Source organism: Planifilum fimeticola (genome assembly GCF_003001905.1).
Taxonomy (GTDB): domain Bacteria; phylum Bacillota; class Bacilli; order Thermoactinomycetales; family DSM-44946; genus Planifilum; species Planifilum fimeticola.
Window position 1 is genome coordinate 57,974 of sequence record NZ_PVNE01000014.1, and the last position, 21,401, is coordinate 79,374.

Annotated in this window: 23 protein-coding genes and 1 riboswitch; of the genes, 18 read left to right on the forward strand and 5 right to left on the reverse strand. The window is 58.3% G+C overall.

Annotated elements, in window-relative coordinates:
- Positions 1–3: 3 nt before the first annotated feature.
- The gene (locus tag CLV97_RS09925) at positions 4–870 is read right to left on the reverse strand and encodes a patatin-like phospholipase family protein (RefSeq protein WP_106345370.1); all 867 of its coding nucleotides are present in this window, start codon (positions 868–870) and stop codon (positions 4–6) included.
- A gap of 180 nt (positions 871–1,050) precedes the next feature.
- On the opposite strand from CLV97_RS09925, the gene CLV97_RS09930 reads away from it, so the two are divergent.
- From CLV97_RS09930 to CLV97_RS09940, 3 genes are all read left to right on the forward strand, one after another.
- Positions 1,051–2,694, forward strand: a complete 1,644-nt coding sequence (locus CLV97_RS09930) for an esterase/lipase family protein (protein WP_146130463.1) — start codon at positions 1,051–1,053, stop codon at positions 2,692–2,694.
- A 194-nt stretch (positions 2,695–2,888) separates the two neighbouring features.
- Entirely contained in the window at positions 2,889–3,146 is a 258-nt protein-coding gene (locus CLV97_RS09935) for a hypothetical protein (RefSeq protein ID WP_106345372.1), read from the forward strand.
- An 85-nt stretch (positions 3,147–3,231) separates the two neighbouring features.
- Complete coding sequence (locus CLV97_RS09940; RefSeq protein ID WP_106345373.1) at positions 3,232–4,008, forward strand: SDR family oxidoreductase; 777 nt, start codon at positions 3,232–3,234, stop codon at positions 4,006–4,008.
- Positions 4,009–4,168: 160 nt separating this feature from the next.
- On the opposite strand, the gene CLV97_RS18140 is transcribed toward CLV97_RS09940, so the two are convergent.
- Complete coding sequence (locus CLV97_RS18140) at positions 4,169–4,333, reverse strand: hypothetical protein (RefSeq protein ID WP_170070447.1); 165 nt, start codon at positions 4,331–4,333, stop codon at positions 4,169–4,171.
- A 175-nt stretch (positions 4,334–4,508) separates the two neighbouring features.
- Between CLV97_RS18140 and CLV97_RS09945 the strand changes: the two genes are divergently transcribed.
- Positions 4,509–7,085 (forward strand): transglycosylase domain-containing protein, encoded by a 2,577-nt coding sequence (locus CLV97_RS09945; RefSeq protein ID WP_106345374.1) that lies wholly within the window; start codon positions 4,509–4,511, stop codon positions 7,083–7,085.
- Between the two features lie 133 nt (positions 7,086–7,218).
- Positions 7,219–8,271, forward strand: coding sequence for a YkvI family membrane protein (locus CLV97_RS09950; protein WP_106345375.1), 1,053 nt, complete (start codon positions 7,219–7,221; stop codon positions 8,269–8,271).
- 221 nt (positions 8,272–8,492) lie between these two features.
- Here CLV97_RS09950 and CLV97_RS09955 read toward each other — a convergent pair whose 3' ends face one another.
- On the reverse strand, positions 8,493–8,720 hold the full coding sequence (locus CLV97_RS09955) for a hypothetical protein (protein WP_106345376.1): 228 nt from the start codon (positions 8,718–8,720) through the stop codon (positions 8,493–8,495).
- 105 nt (positions 8,721–8,825) lie between these two features.
- Here CLV97_RS09955 and CLV97_RS09960 point away from each other — a divergent pair, with 105 nt between their 5' ends.
- Complete coding sequence (locus CLV97_RS09960; protein WP_106345377.1) at positions 8,826–9,368, forward strand: glycerol-3-phosphate acyltransferase; 543 nt, start codon at positions 8,826–8,828, stop codon at positions 9,366–9,368.
- Between the two features lie 22 nt (positions 9,369–9,390).
- Here CLV97_RS09960 and CLV97_RS09965 read toward each other — a convergent pair whose 3' ends face one another.
- A complete protein-coding gene (locus CLV97_RS09965; RefSeq protein ID WP_106345378.1) occupies positions 9,391–10,188 on the reverse strand; it encodes a DUF2797 domain-containing protein in 798 nt (265 codons plus the stop codon).
- 249 nt (positions 10,189–10,437) lie between these two features.
- Here CLV97_RS09965 and CLV97_RS09970 point away from each other — a divergent pair, with 249 nt between their 5' ends.
- Positions 10,438–10,788 carry a DUF488 domain-containing protein gene (locus CLV97_RS09970; protein WP_106345379.1) on the forward strand — a complete coding sequence of 117 codons (351 nt, stop codon included), beginning with the start codon at positions 10,438–10,440 and terminating at the stop codon, positions 10,786–10,788.
- A 707-nt stretch (positions 10,789–11,495) separates the two neighbouring features.
- Here CLV97_RS09970 and CLV97_RS09980 read toward each other — a convergent pair.
- Complete coding sequence (locus tag CLV97_RS09980) at positions 11,496–12,332, reverse strand: alpha/beta hydrolase family protein (protein WP_106345381.1); 837 nt, start codon at positions 12,330–12,332, stop codon at positions 11,496–11,498.
- A 130-nt stretch (positions 12,333–12,462) separates the two neighbouring features.
- Positions 12,463–12,654: riboswitch (cobalamin riboswitch) on the forward strand.
- A 140-nt stretch (positions 12,655–12,794) separates the two neighbouring features.
- Between CLV97_RS09980 and CLV97_RS09985 the strand changes: the two genes are divergently transcribed.
- The 11 genes from CLV97_RS09985 to CLV97_RS10035 all read left to right on the forward strand — a co-directional run bounded on the left by CLV97_RS09985 (position 12,795) and on the right by CLV97_RS10035 (position 21,349).
- Positions 12,795–13,736, forward strand: a complete 942-nt coding sequence (locus CLV97_RS09985) for an ABC transporter substrate-binding protein (RefSeq protein ID WP_106345382.1) — start codon at positions 12,795–12,797, stop codon at positions 13,734–13,736.
- Positions 13,733–14,779 (forward strand): FecCD family ABC transporter permease, encoded by a 1,047-nt coding sequence (locus CLV97_RS09990; protein WP_106345383.1) that lies wholly within the window; start codon positions 13,733–13,735, stop codon positions 14,777–14,779. Before CLV97_RS09985 ends, CLV97_RS09990 begins: the two co-directional genes overlap by 4 nt.
- 84 nt (positions 14,780–14,863) lie before the next feature.
- Positions 14,864–15,685 carry a heme ABC transporter ATP-binding protein gene (locus CLV97_RS09995; RefSeq protein ID WP_211295723.1) on the forward strand — a complete coding sequence of 274 codons (822 nt, stop codon included), beginning with the start codon at positions 14,864–14,866 and terminating at the stop codon, positions 15,683–15,685.
- A gap of 63 nt (positions 15,686–15,748) precedes the next feature.
- Positions 15,749–16,306 carry a cob(I)yrinic acid a,c-diamide adenosyltransferase gene (locus tag CLV97_RS10000; protein ID WP_106345384.1) on the forward strand — a complete coding sequence of 186 codons (558 nt, stop codon included), beginning with the start codon at positions 15,749–15,751 and terminating at the stop codon, positions 16,304–16,306.
- 73 nt (positions 16,307–16,379) lie between these two features.
- Positions 16,380–16,754 carry an arsenate reductase family protein gene (locus CLV97_RS10005; protein WP_245891461.1) on the forward strand — a complete coding sequence of 125 codons (375 nt, stop codon included), beginning with the start codon at positions 16,380–16,382 and terminating at the stop codon, positions 16,752–16,754.
- 176 nt (positions 16,755–16,930) lie between these two features.
- Positions 16,931–18,559 (forward strand): thiamine pyrophosphate-binding protein, encoded by a 1,629-nt coding sequence (locus CLV97_RS10010; RefSeq protein ID WP_106345385.1) that lies wholly within the window; start codon positions 16,931–16,933, stop codon positions 18,557–18,559.
- A 237-nt stretch (positions 18,560–18,796) separates the two neighbouring features.
- Complete coding sequence (locus CLV97_RS10015; protein ID WP_106345386.1) at positions 18,797–19,351, forward strand: peroxiredoxin; 555 nt, start codon at positions 18,797–18,799, stop codon at positions 19,349–19,351.
- A gap of 122 nt (positions 19,352–19,473) precedes the next feature.
- Complete coding sequence (locus CLV97_RS10020) at positions 19,474–19,920, forward strand: redoxin domain-containing protein (RefSeq protein WP_106345406.1); 447 nt, start codon at positions 19,474–19,476, stop codon at positions 19,918–19,920.
- Between the two features lie 19 nt (positions 19,921–19,939).
- Positions 19,940–20,326 carry a glycine cleavage system protein GcvH gene (gene gcvH / locus CLV97_RS10025; protein ID WP_106345387.1) on the forward strand — a complete coding sequence of 129 codons (387 nt, stop codon included), beginning with the start codon at positions 19,940–19,942 and terminating at the stop codon, positions 20,324–20,326.
- 113 nt (positions 20,327–20,439) lie between these two features.
- On the forward strand, positions 20,440–20,676 hold the full coding sequence (locus CLV97_RS10030) for a DUF2553 family protein (protein WP_170070448.1): 237 nt from the start codon (positions 20,440–20,442) through the stop codon (positions 20,674–20,676).
- Between the two features lie 250 nt (positions 20,677–20,926).
- Entirely contained in the window at positions 20,927–21,349 is a 423-nt protein-coding gene (locus tag CLV97_RS10035) for a hypothetical protein (RefSeq protein ID WP_106345389.1), read from the forward strand.
- Positions 21,350–21,401: the final 52 nt, after the last annotated feature.

A 21,401-nucleotide genomic window follows, 5' to 3' on the forward strand; every position in this document is an offset into this window, starting at 1 on the left:
GGGTCAGAGAGGAACCCCCTCCGCCGCATTCTCCATCACGCGACGGATCTCCTCCATTCGCTCCCGCACATGGCGGTACCCGCATTTGACACAGGAGACGGTTTGCGTGAAATCCAGCAGGGTATCGGGGGCCACCTCGGGTTGCAGGACGATGTCCGCTTCCTTAAGTTGCTGCTTGACCTGGATGTTCAGGGTGATGCTCATCACCCGCTTGACGATGGCCAGGAGGGAGTCGAAGGAGCTTTCGACCGGAGCGGCTTCCCTCGTCCGGACGGCGATGGTTTTTTCCGCCCCCAGTGCCTTGACGACGCCGATCGGACAATTGTCGATGACTCCGCCGTCCACGAGGATCCGGCCTTGGTAATGAATCGGTTGAAACAGCACCGGAATGGCACAGCTGGCGACCACGGCGTCCGCCACCGGGATGTCGGTGATCACGTCTGCGCCGGGGATGGGAGAGAGGAAGGGGCGGGAAGTGAAAATCACCGGCCGGGCGGTTTTCAGATCGGTCGCGATGAGCGCGACGGGGAGCGGCAGGTCTGTCATCCGGGCATTTCGGGTGGTTTCCGCGATCAGATAGCGCAGCCTTTCTCCCTTCGCCAGGCCCTGAACCCGCATTCCCCTGCGGAGGAAGGCGCGCACGAAGGAAGGGTAGTCGTAATCGACCAATTCCTTATTGATCAGCGGGAGAAGCTTGATCATGTGTCTCGGTCGGTATCCATAGGCGTACAGGGCGGCGACGATGGCTCCCGCACTGGTTCCCGCGATGTACCGGACGGGGATATTCTCTTTTTCCAATCCGTACAGAATCCCCAGGTGTGCGCATCCCGCCACACCTCCGCCGCTCAAGGCGATTCCCACGTCTTTCATGTGTGTACCCTCGCGAAGCGTTGAAGTCAATGCTTAATTTTTGCGGGCCATCCCCTCGGTATACCAAAGGAGGAGAGATTTTTTCCAAGATCTTTCGCGGACAAAGTTGGAAAATTTACAAAAAAGGGAATTATTTAGAAGGGGTGGAGGGAAGGAAACTTTTCTTCGGGGGGCAAGGGGATGAGAAGAAGGGGACACGTCTTGCTGTTGGCGGTCGTTCTGTGTGTGTCGGTTTTGGCCGGTCCCGTGTCAGCTCAGGAGAAAGCGGTTCCTGTTCCCCGGAGCGTCGCGGGGGATGCGGGGGCCGAGGCGGTTCCGGGAACCTGGTATGTGGGAGAGACACCGCCCAATGTGGACTACAGCAAGCCGCCGATCGTCTTCGTCCAGGGATTGCGCGGCTCCGCCGAAAGCTGGTGGGGGGAGACCTCCTACCACGGGCCCAACGACATGTATGCCACGGCCTACGCCAACGGTTACCGGACCGCTTTCGTGGAGCTGTATGATTCGGGAGGAGAAGGAGCGAGCATGTGGGACAACGGCCGGCTTCTGGCCGACCTCCTGACCCAGATTCGGCAGTTTTTCGGAGAACCCGTCAACATCGTCTCCCACAGCAAAGGCGGGATCGACAGCCAAGCGGCGCTCGTTCACTACGGAGCGTGGCCCCATGTGGGCAAGGTGATCACTCTGGGATCGCCCCACCGGGGTTCCCATCTGGCCGATCTCGCTTACAGCTGGTGGGCGGGATGGCTGGCGGATCTGCTGGGGGCACGGGATGAAGGAACCGAAGTGCTGCAAACCGGGTACATGGAGTATTTCCGATCGATCACGGACAGCCACGAAAACGTCGGTAAAAACGCCTATTATACCGCCGCCGGAACCAGCTGGGGACCCTTTCCTTCAGCCTTGTGGACGGGTGGTGCTTACTTGTCCACCTACGGAGAGAACGACGGTCTGGTCAATGTCTGGAGCACGCCCCTGCCCAACGGCCATCACCTGTTTACGGAGAACTTCGACCATGACAACATCCGCATGGGAAGCACCGCCTTCCCGCGAATCGAATCCACTCTCCGCACCGCCTCGAAAAAAGCGGGGGACATCGGTTCGGGGGGAATCCCGGCCATGGGTGAACAAAGGAACCAAAACGAGTCGGTGGTGCGAGGCGGATCCCTCGCCGCCGGAACGAGGGTGGAGCAAACCATCGCCGTCGAAGGCGGGCGGGATGAAGCGGTCTTTCAGATCATGACCCATCGTTCCGATGTGGAAACGGCGCTCGTTTCACCCGGAGGCCGCATCTACACCCCGCGCAGCGCGGAATATTTCGCCGGAGAAGAGAAAGAGATCCTGAAAGGAGCGCAAATTCACGCATACCGGATTTCCCGGCCCGAAACGGGCGAGTGGAAGGTGCGCATGACCAGTCCGGACGACGGGGCGTACTTGCTGGTCGTATCCTTTATCGGCGAGAACACGATGGAGGTGCAGATGGATTCCTCCCGGGCCGGGAAGAGCGGGGTTCCGATTCAGGTCCGCCTGAAAAAACCCCGTCTCTGGAATGCGAAAGACTTTGATGTCCGGGCAAGGGTGGTTGAGCCGGGGGCGAAGGGCGGGCCGTCCGGGGCGGCGACAAAACCGCAGGAAGCTCTCCTTCATCCCGATGCCAAAGATGCGGGAGTGTTCAAAGGAAAAATCCCTTCCGTTACGCATCCGGGGATCTACAATGTCACCATCGATATCCGCGGAAAGTCCAGGGACGGTGTCGACTTTGAGCGGACGGTGATCCGGTCCTTCTTCGTAGCGGACGGAAACGACCTGAAACGGATCCGATAAATCAGATTGAGGTACAGCCCCGGAAAATCGCCGCGTTAGGATGTATCCCGGCAAAAGGCTTCAGGGGCCCATCCGGTGCCGAAGGGGGGGCCGGTTCGTTTCGTTGTGATAACCCACGCTTTTTCCACAGGATTTTAGAGGTATCGGCCGTTTCCCAATGGGTCAAAATGAGGAGTGAACGGGAGGAATGACCCATGACGGAATGGCCCTTTTTTTCCATCCTGGAATGGCAAATCATGACCGGAATCACCGTGTTTTCCACTTTGCTCAGCTGGTGGAAGAAGAGGCGGTGGATGCAAATCCTCTCCCTCGCCTGCGTTTCCGTGCTGATCCTCTCCGTTTCCTTCCGGGAACCGGTCAGCCCGGGGATCCTTTTGCCGGGAATTTTTCTAGGTTCCTTCACCCTGTTGTACATGGCCAAAAAAATCCTGGAACCTGCGGAAAAGCGTTGACCCCGTCCTCGGACGGGTTTTTTGCTGTTCAAGGGCATTTGATTCGATAAAATGGAATACGGAAAAATCGGGGAGGGGTGGAAGTGTGGAAGGATCCGTCGCCTGGGTGACAGGGGGCATTCGCGGTTTGGGTGCCCAAGTGGTAAAGGTGTTGGCCGAGTCGGGATTTCACGTCGCCGTCAATTACCGCAGCAGCCGGAAGGCGGCGGAGCGACTGGCCGGCGAAGTTCGCGCGTTGGGAAGAGAGATCCTCGTTCTTCAGGGGGATGTCGGTCGCCTGGAGGATGTCAGAAGGATGGCAAAGGAGATCCGGGAGAGATGGGACCGGGTGGATGTGCTCGTATGCACGGCGGGGCCCTTTTTGTTCCGGCGGATTCCGGCGGTGGAACTGACGGATCGGCAGTGGCGGGAGATGATCGACGGCAACTTGTCAGGTGTTTTCTACTGCGTTCGGGAAGTGATCCCCTTGATGCGACGCCGCCGATTCGGTCGAATTATCACCTTCGGATTTCCCGAGGCGGAGCACGCTCCCCCGTGGGCCGGCTTTTCCGCCTATGCGGCTGCCAAAGCGGGGTTGGTCTCCTTCACCCGCACCTTGGCGGAGGAAGAGGCGCCGCACGGGATCACCGTCAACATGATCAGCCCCGGGGACATTCGGGACCCCTACAAGGAAGCCCCCATCGGAGCCGCCCGCGGGAAAAGGGATGACCGCAACCCTGTCGGCAGGCCGGGAACCGGCGGGGATATCGCCAGGGTGGTCCGCTTCCTGGTGGATCCCGATGCCGATTTCATTACCGGGGCGGTCATTCCCGTCACCGGCGGTTTCGACAACCGCAACTTCCGGCTGCCGGGAGGAGATTGAATATGGAAAACGATCCCATCGGATGCCGGAGGGAGCCAGGGGGGCGAAGCTTCCGGGCGCTCCCCCTTCTTCGCGCTTTTTCGGCAGGGTTCCTCCTTTTGTTGACAAAACGAAATCCTTTCGGACTATAATTACGTTATAATATAGTAGCGCCTGTCTATCATGGCGTTTTGCCGAATCGCCATCCCAGAAGAAACCAGATGAGGGAGCCCAGCAGGCCGAGAAACAGCCCGGCCAATCCCTCCGTTTTCCAAAGAAGGAGGGAGGCAAACAGACCGGCGATTCCGGCGATCCGGCAGGCAAAGGCGGCAGCGCGCCCGTTCATGGCTCATCACCCCGTCCCCCACTATACCATATTCGGGGACGAGGGGGAAAAGGTCGGCGCTTCAACGCCTTTTGGGCCGGAGGATCAACGAATGCTTTTGAAATGGATAGAGAGAAATATATAAATCCCTTTTTCGCTTCAATTTGCTTCAATTCGTCTGCAGGGGGTTATCGAAATGGATGATTATCGCCGGAGGGAGGATCCCTTTTCCCTGCCGCCTCGGGGGGAAAAGCACGGCTCTCTCCCGTCGCGCAAGGAGCGGCACGGTTCCCGTTCCACCCGTTCGAAGGGAGGAAATAAGCGCCGCTTTTTCACCAAAAAATGGTTTTTTCTCGTCATCATCACATCTCTTCTTTTGATTGTCGGCGGCTGTTCCACGGTGGTGATGTCGGCGGGGACGGTCGATCTTGAAAAAATGGAGGACATGAAGTACGCTTCGGCCATTTATGACCAGGAAGGCAAGTTGATCGGTCGGGTCGGAGGGAACAACCGGGAGCCCATCACCATGGAGGAGTTGAAGAAGCACAACCCCGCCCTGGTGAATGCCTTTGTCAAGGTGGAGGACGCCCGCTTCTACAAGCACAACGGGGTGGACTACTACGCCCTGATGCGGGCCGTCGTGAAAAACATCGTCAAGTTGGGGGCGGCCGAGGGCGGCGGGACCATCACCATGCAGGTGGCCCGGAATGCCATTCTCGAGGACCGCGACAAAAATATCAAACGAAAACTGAAGGAAATCGGCGCCGCCTTGAACCTGGAGCGCAAATACAGCAAGGATCAAATTCTCGAGACCTACCTGAACTACATCTATTTCGGCAACAACGTCCGGGGCGTCAAGATGGCGGCCAAGATTTACTTCAACAAGGATATCAGCAAGGAAACGCTGAAGCCCCACGAAGTCGCCCTTCTTGCCGGACTGCCGAAGGCGCCGGAGGGGTACAACCCCTTCCGCAACCCGGAAGGGGCGAAGAATCGGCGGAATACCGTGTTGGCGATCATGGCCCGAGGCAAGGATGAGGACGGCCTCGATCCCATCATCTCCAAAGAGGAAGTTTCGAAATATCAACAGATGGATCTCGGGGTGAAGGAGGAATATCTCGAGGCCCATCTGAAAAACAACGAATTTGAAGCCTACAAGGCTTATGTCATTGATGAAGCGAAACGGAATTACGATCTGTCGGATGAGGAGCTGACCGACGGGGGACTGAAGATCTACACCGCCTTGAACCCGAAGGCCCAGAAGATCGTCGACGAAGCCCTGAAGGATGACGCCACCTACCAGGGTCACGACAATCTGGATGGCGGGGCGACCATCCTCAAGGCGGACACCGGGGAAATCGTGGCGATCGGCGGCGGACGCCACTACAAGCCCGGCAGCATGATCCGCTCGGCGGAGAAGAAGGGACACCAGCCGGGTTCGTCCATCAAGCCGCTGACGGTGTATGCCCCGGCGATGGAGCTGAACGAGGACATCAACGAGTATTCCAAGATCCCCGACGAAAAGTTCTCGATCAACGGATGGACGCCGCAAAACTATACGAGGCGTTATTACGGCGACGTGGAACTCTCTTACGTCGTGGAAAACTCGCTGAACGCCTCCACCGCATGGCTTCTCCACAACAAGGTGAAGTTGCCCAACGCCTTTAATTTCGCCCAAAAGGCCGGACTCAAACTGCATCCCGAGGATCAGGCCTACGCCGCTATGGCCCTGGGCGGTCTGACCGAAGGGGCCAGCACGGTGGAGATGGCCCAGGCCTACACCGTGTTCCCCAACAACGGAAAAGCGATGAGGGCCCACGCGATCCGGAAGATTGAGCAAGCGGACGGTACGGAAGTGGCAATGACCGAAGAGGCGCGGGAAGCCCTGCAACCCGTTGAGGTCTTCAAGCCCAAAACCGCTTATTACATGACACGGATGCTCAAAAAAGTGGTGGAAAAGGGAACCGGGACGAAAGCCCGTCTGAAGGACGGCCGCCCGGTGGCCGGAAAGACGGGGACCACCCAGGAATACAAGGATTCCTGGTTTGTGGGTTACACCCCCGACTACGTCATGGCGGCGACGATCTACAATCTGTCGGGCGACAAGGACAAGAGGGTGCAACTGAGCGGGGGTTCGACAGCCGCTCCCCTCTTCAGCAAAGTGATGTCGGAATTTCTGGCCGGCACACCCGCCCGCGACTTTGAAAAACCGCCGGGTGTGGAAGAACCCAAACCGCCCTTCGAGCTGAAGCCGGTGACAGATCTGAAGGGCAGCTTCAACCGAGAAGCCGGTGTCATCCAGCTGAGATGGACCGATTACGACGATCGGGTCAAGTATCGGGTGGAGCGCTCCGAAGACGGTGCCAACTGGCGGCCGCTCGGCGAAACGGCCGAAGGAGCGTTTACCGACAACCAGATCGAAGTGCCCCAGCCCGGAGATCCCCTGTCGGGCATCTTCGGAGGCCGGACCTACCATTACCGCGTGATCGCCATCGATACGGAGACCAACGAGGAGGCTCAACCCTCCAACGTCGTATCGGTCCAGGTGAAACCGCGGCAGGAACCCCCGGGTGATCAGCAGGGAGATCAGCCGGGAGATCCCCAGGGCGACCAAGGCCATGACCGAGGTCCGGGCGGTTTCCTGGGAGGCGATCAAGGAGGCCGCGATGGCGGCGACCGACGGGGTGACCCGCCGAACCCGCCGGGAGGAGACCAACAGGGAGATCAAGGAGGAGGCGACCAGGGCGGGCGAGACACCGGATGGCCCTGGTAATGATAAGGATTGGAGTAAACAGGGGGACCGGATTGTTCCGGTCCCCCTGTCGTTTTATGGAGGCTTGGTTCTATTTGTCCTTCCCGGTCCATACATTTATCCTGTGAGGACGAGTTTCCCGGGGAAGAGGTGTATGGAAGTGAAGGAGCGGTGGTTCCCGGCCTGTCGGATCGGTTTTACCTACATCGGGACGGTGGTGGGGGCGGGTTTTGCCTCGGGGCAGGAAATCAAGCAGTTTTTTACCGTTTTCGGGCTCGGCGGGGTATGGGGCATCCTGTTGGTGACCGTGCTGTTCGCCTGGTTGGGGACGCGGATGATGCTGGTGGGTGCCCGGCTGAAGGCCCAGTCCTATGAGGAGTTTAACAATTACTTGTTCGGCCGCCGGTGGGGTCGATGGATGAACATCTTTGTCGGAATCGTCCTCTTCGGAGTGACGACGGCCATGATGTCGGGGACGGGAGCCCTCTTCAAGGAGCAGCTGGGACTCTCTTTCCATCTGGGAGTGCTGCTATCATCGGGCGTTGCATATCTGGTGATCATCCGCGGCATGGAGGGCATTCTGTCGGTCAATTCCTTCGTGGTTCCCTGCATGTTTTTCTTCACGATGCTGGTCGCGGCGGAAGGGTTGCGCAGTGACGGGATTCTTCCTTTCCTGGAGATGGAACCGGCGGAAGAAGGGAGCTGGCTGGTTTCGGCCGTCACTTACGTGGCCTTTAACCTGGCCATGTCCCAGGCGGTATTGGTGCCGATCGGGGGAGAAATACGGGACGAAAAGACTTTGCGTTTCGGCGGGTTCCTGGGAGGCTTGGGGCTCGGCCTGATGCTTTTGGCCAGCGATTTCGCACTGACGCTCAAGGTTCCGGAGATTTACGACATGGAGATTCCCATCGCCCTGGTGATCGCCACTCTGGGGGAGGGCATGAAGTACTTTTTCCTCGCCGTGATGTGGGGGGAAATTTTCACCACGTTGATCGGCAATGTGTACGGTCTGGCCGCCAATCTGGATCAATGGGTCCCCTTCCGCACCAAGACGTTGACCGGACTGATCTTTGTCGTCGGCTATGTGTGCTCCCTGATCGGTTTTCCCGCATTTATCAATTACGTCTACCCCTTCTTCGGCTACTGCGGTTTGTTGGCCCTGCTCCTCCTGGCGGTTCGCCGCTATCCGGCCCCCTTCTCCGGTTGAGGCTCCTTTGATCTGCCCGGGTCATCGCCCCGCTCCCGGGAAGGCCGGGGGAATCCGAGGGAAGCGGGGGGATTCGCGACGAGGCGGGCGGAAGGTGCCGGACTCACCTCCTGCCCGGCGGCGCACGTACCGTTATGCTCGTCGGAGGCAACCTGTGCAGCAACGGAACCAATCCACAATCATAATATTTAAAAAATGAGGACGAGGAAATGACCTCGCCGTCATGGCGCATCTCCTCTCGCGAGGGCGTTCAGCAGATGATCGAACTCCTCGGGACGAAGGAAATCCTCCCGCCGCCAGTGCTTGCGGATCCATTCCAAAAGCTCCTGCTGAGACTGAAAAAACTCACCGGTCGTGTCCGCGTTGCGCACCCAGAATCGGAATTGGTCCTCATCGACGACCACTTCACAGGGATAACGCCCGTATTTGCTCATGAGCGAAAACTCCATGGAAGCCTTCCCCCTTCACATGTTGTTGTTTTATTTTACCCGCGCGGAACTGTTATGTAACAGCTTTTTGCACAAAAAATCGGTGAAGGGGAGGAGGGGAATAGGATGGCTTATTTGTGTGCGGTGGTGGCAGCTTATCTTCTCGGTTCCATTCCCGTTCGCACGTGGGTTGGAAATGTGCGGCACGGATTGATCCGAACTCGGGCGGCTGCGAAGGAACTTTGGATCCTGGGGTTGGAAATGGCCAAAGGGGCCCTCGCCGCCTCGGTCGGGCTGCTTTTGGCGGGCTGGTTCGGGGCTTCTCTGGCCGCCGCGGCCGTCGTTTTCGGGGAAACCTTTCCCCTCGCTTCTGCTCACGGAAGGGGAAGCGGCGTGGCCACGGCGGCGGGAGCCCTTTTCGTCCTCAGTCCGCTGTTGATCTTCATCGGAGCGGTCATCTATTTTCTCAGTCTGCTGATCACCCGTTACCACCTTCTTTCCACCCTGTGTGCCGTGGTCGGCGTTCTGCTAATCGGCCTGATCCTTTCCGTCCATCTGTATATCTGGCTGGTGATCTGTTGTTTGGCCGGTTTTATTCTGCTCCGGCTGAGAAACGGGAGGAACCGTTTTTTCCACAGGAACCCCTTCCGGCGGAGGCCGTTCCGATAGGGGATCAGGGGAGGGAAAGAGGCTAAGCGTCCAGCACCACCCGCACCTTGTACCCGCTGTACTTTCTCATGTTGATGACGCCGTTCTCCAGGATCATGTATTGTCCCTTTATCCCGATCAATTTGTCCTTGATGTGCGCCTGCTTGTTCAGATCCAGGGACTTGATTTTTTCGGGGACATGAAGCTGCGGGTATTGAAAATCCATCACTTGCTGGGATTCCAGAAAGTATTGCTCGTAGTCTTCGGGGATTTTTTCGCGGATTTCGGAGCGTACCGCCGTCAGATCCTTGTCGACGACCTGGTTTTTCAGCATTCTCCGCCAGTTGGTCTTGTCCTTGATGAATTGGGACAGATGAAATTCCAATTCGCCGGCGGTCTTGCGGTCCGGCACTTCCGCGATGGGTAAGGCGGCGACGGCTCCCTGGTCGATCCAGCGGTTGACGGCGTTTGATTTTCGGGTGATGCCGACCTTGATATCGTCGCTGAGGGCGATGTATACGATGTGGGCCTGCATGCAATGGGATCGGCCGAAGGCTTCATCTCTGCAGGTGCCCCGGTGAAAGTGGCACAGGTGGGGTTTGACGATGCAGAGATCGTTTTCGGCCCGATCCCGAAAACACGGGTAACACGAACCGCCGTTAAAGGACTTTTTGATCTTGCGGCCGCAATAGATACAGGAAATGATTCCGAGATAATCGATTTGTATGGTATTTCCCAGGAAATCATTCAGCGGGGCTTCCTGGTCGTCGAGCCGGATCCGGTAGGCGACGGGATGTTTGTATTCGTGTGTGAGCGGCCGAAGATGACCAGTCAGAATCATGGGCAATACCCCTTTTGTTCGTTCTTTGATCATCATCCCGGAAAGCCGTGAAAGCCTTGGATCGTCCCCGGCATGGGAATTCTCCTTCAAATTCCATGATAACTTATAATCAATCAGTGAAAAAGGGAAGAGACTATCCGAGCCGTTCTGTCGCCAGGCGAGGGAGGGTCGTGCTGCGGCACCCTGTCAAGGGGCTCACCCTGCCCGGAGGCTGGCAGCGGGGGCGATTTCTTTGAAGGAGGGTTTCTCATGATCCGGCTGAAGCGAATCTACGATTCCCCGGAGGATACCGACGGTTTTCGCATTTTGGTCGATCGGCTTTGGCCGCGGGGCGTGAAAAAGGAGGAGGCGTTCATCGATCACTGGGCGCGGGAGCTGGCCCCGTCAAATAAATTGCGGAAAAGCTATCACCGGGATCGGGATTTTGACCGTTTCAGGGAGGCGTATTTCCGGGAGCTGAATGATCCGGAAAAAAGAGAGGCATGGCTCCGCATTCTGGAGCGTGCCGACGGAAGGCCGATCACCTTTCTCTATGCAAGCCGGGACCGGGTGCAAAATCATGCCGTGGTGCTGAGGGAGTGGGCGGAAACGCAGAGGTAGGCATTGCTGGATTTTGACACGGAAGGGGCGGATGCCTTTCCCCCTCCGCCGGCGAAGCATATGATGCGATTGAAATCAATGCAAAGGAGGGTTATCATGAGCGGATACGGATACAACTACGGTTACGGAATCGGTTTTCGTCGGCTCTTGATCTTCCTGTTGGTTATCGCCACCATCTTTGTCTTCGCGGGAGTTGGATTCGGCTGGTAAGTTGAACGATCAGCTCTTAACACTTCCCTGGGCCTGACCCTGCTCAAACCATATTCCCCGAAGCGGGTGCCGGTTCCCGGTGGAACCGGCTTTTTATTTTTTCAATTCCAGGGGCATGAAAACGCATCGATGAGAAATTTTCAAGGGCAATCCCCTCAAAATAGAAAACCCCTTGCGCTGATGCGGTAATACAAAAAAGGGAGAGGAAAAATGTGAAAGGACGAATGAAATAAGAAAAATATCATGAGGAATGAAACATTTTTCTTGCCGATACCGTTCCCTTTGGCAAAGGGAAGTACAAAAAAGACGGGGATTCCAAAAAAAGCGAGGTTGTGTTTGACAAGTGCAATTATAATATTCTATAAATATATTTAAATAGGTCTGTTCCTTTGCAATCATCCTCATTATCGATAAATCTTGTTGACCCCCTTGGGCGAAAAGGCCGGTCTTTACCGGCCTTTTCGCTGTTTGGGGGAGCCTTTTGCAGTGGGAAGGCCCTAAAGGATTTCCTCAAAGAAGTTCGCCGTTGCCTCAAGAACCCGCTCCAAATGGGGAGTGGATCCCCGGAAGGGATGGACGGCTCCAAAGGTGTGGCCTGTTCCGGGCAGGAGTTGAAGGGTGGATTTCCGGGCGGCTTGATGAAGCTGACGGGCCCCCTCCACCAATCGGGGAGCATCCTGATCCCCCTGCAGGATCAGCAGGGGACGATCCCACCCGGGCAGTCGCTTCAGGAGATTCCATCGTTCCCGATGAGCTTCCAGATCCTCCAGCACTTCCCGGTGAATGGGCATCTCCTGACCGGTTCGGGCGTTCAAAACCGTTCCCGTTCCCTTTTCGCGGATCTCCCGTTTCAATTCCTCAGGGAAGATATCCACGTCGGCGACGCCGTTCCAGGTGACCACGCCCTTGACATCCGGATCGTCCAGGGCGTACAGCAGGCTGTTCGCCCCACCTCGACTGTGGCCGATCAGTCCGATCCGGTCCGGATCAAGGGTTCCGTCGGGAGGAAGAAGCCCCGCCTTGATTTCTCCGATGATTTTTGCCACATCCTCCTGTTCGCGGCTGTAGGTGTTCCGCGCAAACTTGTCCAATTCGGTAAATTCGAAGGGGTTTTCCCCCACTCCGTTCATGGAGAAGTTGAAGGTGATGACTCCAAAGCCCCGCTCCGCCAGGGCTTCCGCGGCGTGGGGAAAAAAGCCCCAATCCTTGAAACCCTTGAAGCCGTGAAGGATGACCACCGTCGGGAGCCTGCGGGCGTTTTCGGCGGCGTACAGGTCGCCGCGAAGGACCCGCTCTTCTTTCCCCACCTCGAGAACGAACGATTGTTTCCGCATCTCCTCCGGCGCAAGAGGACGCTGCGCCTTTTTCCTCCTTTCCCATGGGGTCGCAACAATTCCTCTTCTGGATCGGACCCTTCAAATCCTCTTGCCAGTCGGTAGGCCTTGTCGGTATAATGAAGCCACAAGTGAATACGGTGAAAGCGGTCTTTCGTGCCAGCGCACGGAAGTGAAAAGGGAAGTCCGGTGCAAATCCGGCGCGGTCCCGCCACTGTGAGTGGGGAGCGAAACCGCACGATGCCACTGTCCGTTTGGATGGGAAGGCGCGGTGGAGCGAAGATCCACGAGCCAGGAGACCTGCCGTTTTCGCCTAACACTTGCGGTTCTCCTTTCGAGGTAAAAGGGGAGCACGCAGGCTGCGGCACGTCCCGTCGTCGCGGCTTCACGTGAGCATTCCCCCGTGCCTCGATGGAGGTGTGGGTTTTTTTTTGAGCTTTTTAAGGGAGGGGAAAGGAAGGGATGAATCGAAGGTTCCGCAGGATTTTCGCTTGGATGTTGGTTTTCGTCCTGGCCGCGGGTCTTTTCGGCTGCGGCAACCCGGATGCGGCAAAAGTGGACAAACCGCAGGCGGCGCAGGAGCCGGGATCCTCTTTTCCGGTGACGGTCAAGGATGATACCGGCGCGGAGGTGACCGTCGACCGGGAGCCGAAGCGGATCGTGTCCCTGATTCCAAGCACCACGGAGATCGCCTTTGCCCTCGGGCTCGGGGACCGGATCGTCGGCGTGACGGCCAATGACGATTACCCTCCGGAAGTGAAGGAAATTGAGAAGGTGGGCGACATCAACGTCAATGTCGAAAAAGTGGTGGGGTTGAAGCCGGATCTGGTCCTCGCCTCGCCGCTCAACGGGGAGACGGTCGAAAAACTGCGCTCCCTGGGCTTGACGGTGTTGTCCGTGGATGCCCAAAGTCTGGAGGGTGTGTACGAGTCGATCCGCCGTGTGGGGAAGGCGACCGGCGCCGTGAAAGAGGCGGACCAGCTGATCGCGAAGATGGAGAAGGAGAAAGAGCAGGTGGTACAAAAGGTGGCGTCCATCCCGGAGGAGGAGAGGTTGAAGGTGTGGGTCGAGGTCGATCCGACTCCCTTTACCGTCGGGGGAGACACCTTTTTGAACGAACTGATCACCCTGGCGGGAGGTCGGAATGTGGCGGCCGAGATGAAGGGTTGGCCCCAGGTGTCCGGGGAAAAGGTCATCAAGTGGAATCCGGATGTGATCCTGACCACCTACGGAAAAGCGGATAAATCCGTCGCTTCCCGTCCCGGTTGGGACCGGATCGCGGCGGTGAAGGCGAACCGGATTCATTCCCTCAACCCGGATTGGACCACCCTGCCCGGTCCCCGGATTACGAAGGGGCTGAAGCAGATCGCCCAGATTTTGTATCCGGAACGGTTTCGCCAATGAGAGTGGACGGCTGGCTTCGATTTGTCCTGTGGCCGGGGATCCTGGGGTTGTTCCTCTTCCTTCTGATCGTGGCCTCGGTGACGGTGGGGGGAACGGAGATCGACGCCCGGAATGTCTGGGGGATCATCCTGCAGCGGCTGGGCATCGGGGGGATTTCCTCCGCCGGGGATCCCGCCTCGGAGACGATCATCATGGAAATTCGTTTTCCCCGGACGTTGCTGGCGGCGCTGGTGGGGGCCTCCCTGGCCGTGGCGGGGGCGGTGTATCAGGCCATCCTGCGCAACCCCCTGGCCGATCCGTACATCCTGGGCGTCTCCTCCGGGGCGGCCCTGGGAGCGGTGTTGGCCATTCTGACGGGGTGGGGCACCTCTTACTTCGGCAACTGGACCCTTCCGGTATACGCCTTTGTCTTCGCCTGCATCGCCCTGCTTATCGTCCTGCGGCTCGCCCGGGCCGGCTCCCGGACGGACATGGGAACGATCATCCTCTCGGGCGTGGTTGTTCAGGCCTTTTTCGGTGCGCTTCTCACCTTCGCCATCTCCTTGTCCAACGAGCAGCTGCAGCGCATCCAATTTTGGCTGATGGGCGGCGGCTTCTCCTTGCGGGGATGGGATCACGTCGGGGTGCTCGTCCCTTTTCTGGCGATCGGTCTTTTGATCATCGTCTGGCACTCCCGGGAGTTGAACCTGTTTTTTCTGGGAGAGCGTCATGCCGGACACCTGGGGGTTTCCGTCGGCCGGATGCGGGTGCTGCTGTTGGTGACCGCTTCGCTGGTCACCGGTGCGGCGGTTTCCGTTTCGGGAACCATCGGCTTTGTCGGATTGGTGATCCCCCACGTGATGCGGATGCTGTTCGGGCCCGACCATCGGCTTTTGGTGCCGGTTTCCGCCCTGGCGGGAGCGATGTTTCTGGTGGGAAGCGACATGTTGTCCCGGGTGGTGCTCGCCCCCCGGGAATTGCCCGTCGGGGTGATTACCGCCTTTGTGGGAGCCCCCTTCTTCGGCTGGCTGCTCCGGAAGAACAGCGGTTCCCAAGGGGGATGAAGGAAGAAGACGCGTTGGATCGGGACGGTCGTAAGCGGTCCGAGGATGGAAACAGGTCCCAAGGGATGGAAGGAGGAGGTGGGTATGCTTCGGGCGAAGGGTTTGACAAAGCGGTACGGCGGTCGCTTTGCCCTCGAGGGAGTGGATCTCCGGGTGGAACAGGGCGAGACCGTCGGGCTGATCGGGCCCAACGGGAGCGGCAAGTCGACGCTGGTCCGCCTCCTCTGCGGGGAAGAAAAGCCGGATGAAGGACGCATATTTCTGGCGGGACGGGAACTGTCCGCATGGTCCCCCCGCGAGCGGGCCAAGCAGATGGCGGTTCTTCCCCAGGAGGCCCTGCCGCCGGTTCCTTTCACCGTGGAGGAAGTGGTGAAGATGGGACGCCATCCTCACATGCGGCGCCCTTGGATGGGAAGGGAAGATTGGAATGTGGTGGAGGAGGTTTTGGAGCGGACGGGTCTTGCCCCGGCTCGGCACCGGCCCGTCAACCGGTTGAGCGGGGGGGAGCGGCAACGGGTGGCCATCGCCAAGGCGATGGCCCAGGAGCCCCGGCTGATGATTCTGGACGAACCGACCACCTATTTGGATGTCCGGTACCAGTTGGAGGTTCTGGATGCGGTGCACCGCTGGAAGAAGCAGGGGGTGGCTATCTTCATGGTGCTCCACGATTTGAACTTGGCCGCCCAATACTGCGACCGCCTTCTGTTGCTGAAAGAAGGGGAGCTGGTTGGGGAGGGGAGACCGTCGGAGGTGATTCGGTCCGATCTGATTCGAGAGGTGTATGGAGTTGAAGTGCTCATCACCCCTCACCCCGACAGCGGCGTTCCCCAGGTGCTGCTCAAGGCCCGGGAGGAGCGGGGATCTTCCCCGATTGTCCGCGCCCTTGCGATGGGTAAGAACGGTTGAGGCCGCCTTAGGCGAGGCGTTTTAAAGGTGGGGAATGACCAATGAACAAGGGAGGCGAACGGGATGCGCATTTACACGCGAACCGGCGACGGGGGAGAGACGGGTGTGATCGGGGGCCGGATTTCGAAGGACGATATCCGGGTGGAAGCCTATGGAACCATCGATGAGGTGAACGCCTTTATCGGCGAGGCGATTGCCCGGATGGATCCCCAAAAATATGAGGATATCATCCGGGATTTGACGGAAATTCAGCACGAATTGTTTGATGCCGGCGGCGATCTCGCCCAGACGGGGAAAAAGAGGACCTACCGGGTGACGGATGAGATGGTGAAGCGGCTGGAGGAGTGGATCGACCGGTACGATGCGGAAACGCCGGAGATCCGTCGCTTCGTGCTGCCCGGCGGGAGCCCCGTATCGGCTGCCCTTCACGTGGCCCGCGTATTGACGCGCCGGGCGGAGCGGCGGGTCGTCACCCTGTGTCGCCAGCAGGAGGCCAACGAAGCGGTGCGCCGCTATCTCAACCGTTTGTCCGATTTCTTCTTTGTCATCGCACGGGTGGCCAACGCGCGGGAAGGGGTGTCCGACGTCGAATATAAACGGGGCGGGCAGGTGTTTCGATGATTTCGACGGAAAGGGTATACTGAAGTGGAGGGAAGTCGAAATCACGAACCACTTCATAACGGGAGGATCCGCCATGTCAGCTCCGCTTGTGATGTACTGGTACCCGCGCTGCGGCACCTGTCGCAAGGCCAAGAAATATCTGGAGGATCGAGGCATTCCCTTTGAGGAGCGCCATATCGTGGATCACCCTCCCAGCCGGGAGGAGCTGAAGGATCTCATACAAAAAAGCGGCCTGCCGGTGCGAAAGTTTTTCAACACCAGCGGGAAGAAGTACCGGGAACTAAACCTGAAGGAAAAGTTGAAAACGATGAGTGACGAAGAGATGCTGGATTTGTTGGCTTCCGACGGCATGCTGATCAAAAGGCCCATCGTCACCGACGGGGAGCGCGTCACCGTCGGTTTCCGGGAAGACCAGTTTGAAGAGGTCTGGGCACGGGGGAATTCGTGACAGCGCTTGCCGAAAAGACCCTTGTCGATGGACTGCGGGGATTCCCCTCTGAATCCCTTTCCAAGAACGGGCCGACAGCCCTCGCGGCTGGCGGCCTTTCTGCGCTTCGGCCAACCTTTCGGTATTCCCTCCCCTTTTTGCGCAGACTAGAAGGAAAAAGAAGGGGAGATGATGGGATGACCGTGGTGATGACAGAAACCCGATCGAAAACGGCGGCCCGGTATCTCGTGGAACAGCTGGCCGCTTGGGGCTGCCGGACGGTGTACGGGGTGGCGGGGGATGACAACCTTCATTTGCTGGACGCCCTGGAAAAGCAGGATGCGATCCAATACATCGCCTGCCGGCTGGAGACGACGGCGGCCCTGATGGCCTCGGCGGAGGCGAAGATGACCGGCCGACTGGCCGTCTGCACCGCCACCGCCGGCCCCGGTGCCGCCTTGCTTGTGGCAGGGCTGGGGGACGCCGCGATGGATCGGGCTCCGGTTCTGGCGATCACCGGGCAGGTGGAGAGGAAAAAGATCGGGACCGGATCCAAACAGGCGGTGGATCAACAGCTGCTCGTTCAGCCCCTCGCCCGTTATACCGCGATGACCGCCGATGTCGATGCTCTGCCGGAACAGCTCAACCGGGCGATGCGCACGGCGCTGGAGGAGGGCGGCGTCGCCCATCTGTCCGTTCCCAAGGATGTGTGGACGCAACCGTTGGATGCCCCGGTCTTTCCTCCGCCGCCGAAGCGTAAACCTCCACGACCGGCCGAGGAGGAAATGGAGAAGTCGATCCGGACGATGGAAGGGGCGAAGCGGCCGATCATCCTGGCGGGACGGGGAACGGAGGAATCCAAGGAGGTGCTTCTGGCCTTGGCGGATCGGATGTCGGCTCCCATCATGGCGACGATGCCGGCCCGTCCGGTCGTCCCCGCGGACCACCCCCTGTTTCTGGGAGGACTGGGTCTGGCGGGAAGTGAGATCTCCTCCGAGCTGCTCCGGGAATCGGACCTCTGCTTGATCCTGGGCTCCACCTGGTGGCCGGAGGATTTCGTGCCGAAGGAGATCCCTGCGATCCAGGCGGACATCTCCCCCGGACAGATCGGGTTGCACATGCCGGTGATCGCAGGAATCGTGGGAGAGCTCGGCGAGGTGCTGAAGGAGTGGCTGGCCCGCCTGCGCCCCGCGGACCGGTCCGAATGGAGAAGCCGGATCGAAGGAGCCCGGGTCCGTTGGAAAGAGCAAATCGAAAAGGAGGCCCGTCAAATCCAAACTCCCCTCGCTCCGCAGCAGGTGATCGCCGCTCTGAGGAGAGCGGTGGATGACGAGGCGCTCATCGCGCTGGATACGGGGGACCACGCCCTGTGGTTCAATCGGATTTTTCAGCCCAAAAAGCAGGAGATTCTCCTGTCGGGCCGCTGGCGGACGTTGGGGTTCGGCCTGCCGGCGGCGATGGCGGCCAAGCGGGTATGCGGCCACCGTCAGGCGGTGGCGTTGGTGGGGGACGGCGGATTCGTCACCACGATGGCCGATCTGATCACCGCGGTCCGGTACGGTTGGCCGATCACCGTCATCGTCATGAACAACGGTTCCTTTGCCATGGAGAAAAACCGGATGGAGACCGCCGGGCTCGATCCGGCAGCCGCCGAGCTGGTCAATCCCGATTTTGCCGCCCTGGCGGAAGCCTTCGGCGGCGAGGGGTATTTCGTCGAGCACGCCGACCAACTGGAGGAGACTTTCCGTCGGGCGCTTTCCTCCAATCGGCCTTCCGTCGTTGATGTTCGCATCGGTTCGCCCCGGGTTCCCCACACCCGCCTGTAGGAAATTTGATTCCATTACACCAAAATATCCCATTGAAATTGTTACAATTTAGTAGTGAATCCCATATGAAATTGACTCCAAACAAGCTTAATGTTAACCTTAAAAATGCCCATGGTCGCCGTGATTACTTGTCCCGAAAGATGGGCATAGTAAAAAAATGGATGGACCTTGGGTGTACATCTGTGTGCTTATCTCAAAAAGAATCCATACAGGAGGGAAACCATCGTGGCAAGTGTAATGACGGAAGCCCCGAAAACCCTGCGTCTCGTTGGTCTGCCTGCTCCCGATTTCGAGATGGAGAGCACGAAAAACCTGGAGACTCTCGATGAGAAAGTGAGATTGTCCGATTATCGGGGCAAGTGGCTGGTGCTCTTCTTCTATCCGCTGGATTTCACCTTCGTCTGCCCGACGGAGATTACCGCCCTGAGCGATCGGTACGAGGAATTCCAAGAGCTGAACGCCGACATCCTGGGGGTCAGCACCGACAGCAAATTCTCCCACAGGGCGTGGATCAACACCCCGCGGGAAGAAAACGGACTGGGCCCCATCAAATACCCGTTGGCCGCCGATACCACCCACAAGGTGAGCCGCGATTACGGCGTCCTGGTGGAGGATGAAGGAATTGCCCTGCGCGGCCTGTTCATCATCGATCCGGAGGGGATCGTCCGCTACCAAGTGGTTCACGACGAAAATATCGGCCGCAGCGTGGACGAGACCCTGCGGGTGCTGCAAGCTTTGCAAACGGGTGGTCTCTGCCCCTCCGATTGGAAGCCGGGTCAAAAGACCCTTTGATGAAAAGGAAGACGGATCGACGGATTCCGGGGCCGGGGCACCGCCTTCTGGGCGGTGCCGACCGGCCGCTCTTTGATAGGAAGCATTCCACTTCCCTTTGAAAGGAGGGTTCTGCAGTGCCGATGCGACTGCGCACGGAGATGCCGGAACTGGCCGGTGTCACCGAATGGGTAAACGGAGAGGTTTCCAAGGAGGATCTCAAAGGCAAGCCGGTGCTGGTTCATTTCTGGTCCATCAGCTGCGGCCTTTGCAAGAAGAGCCTTCCCGATGTGAACGAGTTGCGGGAAAAGTACAAGGAACACGACCTTCAGGTGATCGGGGTGCACATGCCCCGTTCGGAAAAGGATACCGAAATCGGTCCCGTGAAGGAGACGATCGAAAAGTACGAGCTGAAGCATCCCCAGGCGATTGACAACGAACACAACGTGGTGGATGCCTTCGAAAATGAATTTGTACCCTCCTTCTATCTGTTTGACCGTGACGGATTGCTTCGCCACCGTTCCGCGGGCGAAAAGGCCCTGAGCATGCTGCAGGGTCCGCTCACCCGGGTGTTGGGTATCAAAGAATAAATCGGAAGGAATGAGGACGATGAATCTGCCCAACGAGCTCAAGTACAGTGAAGAGCACGAATGGCTGAAGGTCGAAGAGGGAGGGCGTGCGCGGATCGGCATCACCGATTTCGCCCAGTCCGAATTGGGGGACATCGTGTTTGTGGAACTCCCGGAAGTAGGGGACGAAGTGACGGCGGGCGAGCCCTTCGGCAGCGTCGAGTCGGTGAAGACCGTATCCGAACTGTACGCCCCCGTCAGCGGAAAAGTGGTGGAAGTGAACGACGCCTTGGGTGACTCTCCGGAAAATGTCAACACCTCTCCGTACGGAGACGGGTGGATGATCGTCGTGGAAATGTCCGATCCCTCCCAGGTGGATCAGCTGCTGACGGCGGAGCAATACAAGGAAACAATTTCCGAAGATTAAACTTTCCGACAATAGGGTATACAGATGTAAACAGCACCCTTTCGGATCAACCGGCCCGCTTCCCGACGGGCCGGATTCCGCCTACGGGACCAATGCGCAAAGGAGGTGGGCGGATGGACGGGAATACTTACCGGATCAATATCACGCGAAAAGTGGTCGGAAGGTTGAAGGACGGGGACATCGTCCTTTATTACCATAAAAAGCCGATCGGGCGCATCGCCCTGTCCAAGGAATGCGGCATCGAGTTGGCCGAAGGCTACGAAATGGACAATCATCACATCTACGTGCTGGGCCGCTACGACGACCATATGGACCATTACACCCAAAGCTGCGATATGGGCTGGTGTTGACGCTTATCGGAGAGCATAGCGCAAGCTATGCTCAAGTTTTTTGCAGGCGAGGGCCAAGGGCGGTCATCATTGGAAAAATGGATCATTCCGGACAAGGGGGTGGCAAGGGTTCCCCTCGACTCAGCGCATGGGAAGCTGAGCTTTTTTTGTCTCCAGGTTTTCTCCGGGTGCCGGTGTGGTATCATGGTATCAAGGACGGAAATTTTCCTGGAGACAGAAATGGGAACGGGTGGAAGGAGGCGGGGGAAACATGAGTTTTTGCTGCGGGGCGACGATGATCGGCACGGTGGGAACCCTGCGTCAGGGATCGACATTGGTCCACAACGTCCCCCTGTACTACTGTCCGGTTTGTCACCAGGTGGAAGTGCACCCGACAGTGAAGGACGAATTCGATCTGTTGGTGGAGTATGCCCAGGAGGACAGCGCCCGCGAAGTGAACCTGAAGGATTATATCGACGAGGAAATGGTCGCCGAATGGAAAGAGAATTGCACCAGCTTCCAGGATGACAATCCGGAGAAAGTCCTTCGCGAACAGATCGATATGGCCTTGGACTTGTTGGGCGTGGCCAAACAGTTGGAAGACGATCAATGGGTGTCTGACCTGAAACATCGTCTCCAGGTTTTGAGTTCCAGGTTGACCAAGCTGAAAAAGAAACAGGCCGAAAACAATTAACGGGCGTTTGCATATAAAAGGAGCGGCCCCTTGAGGGGCCTCCTTTTTCGAT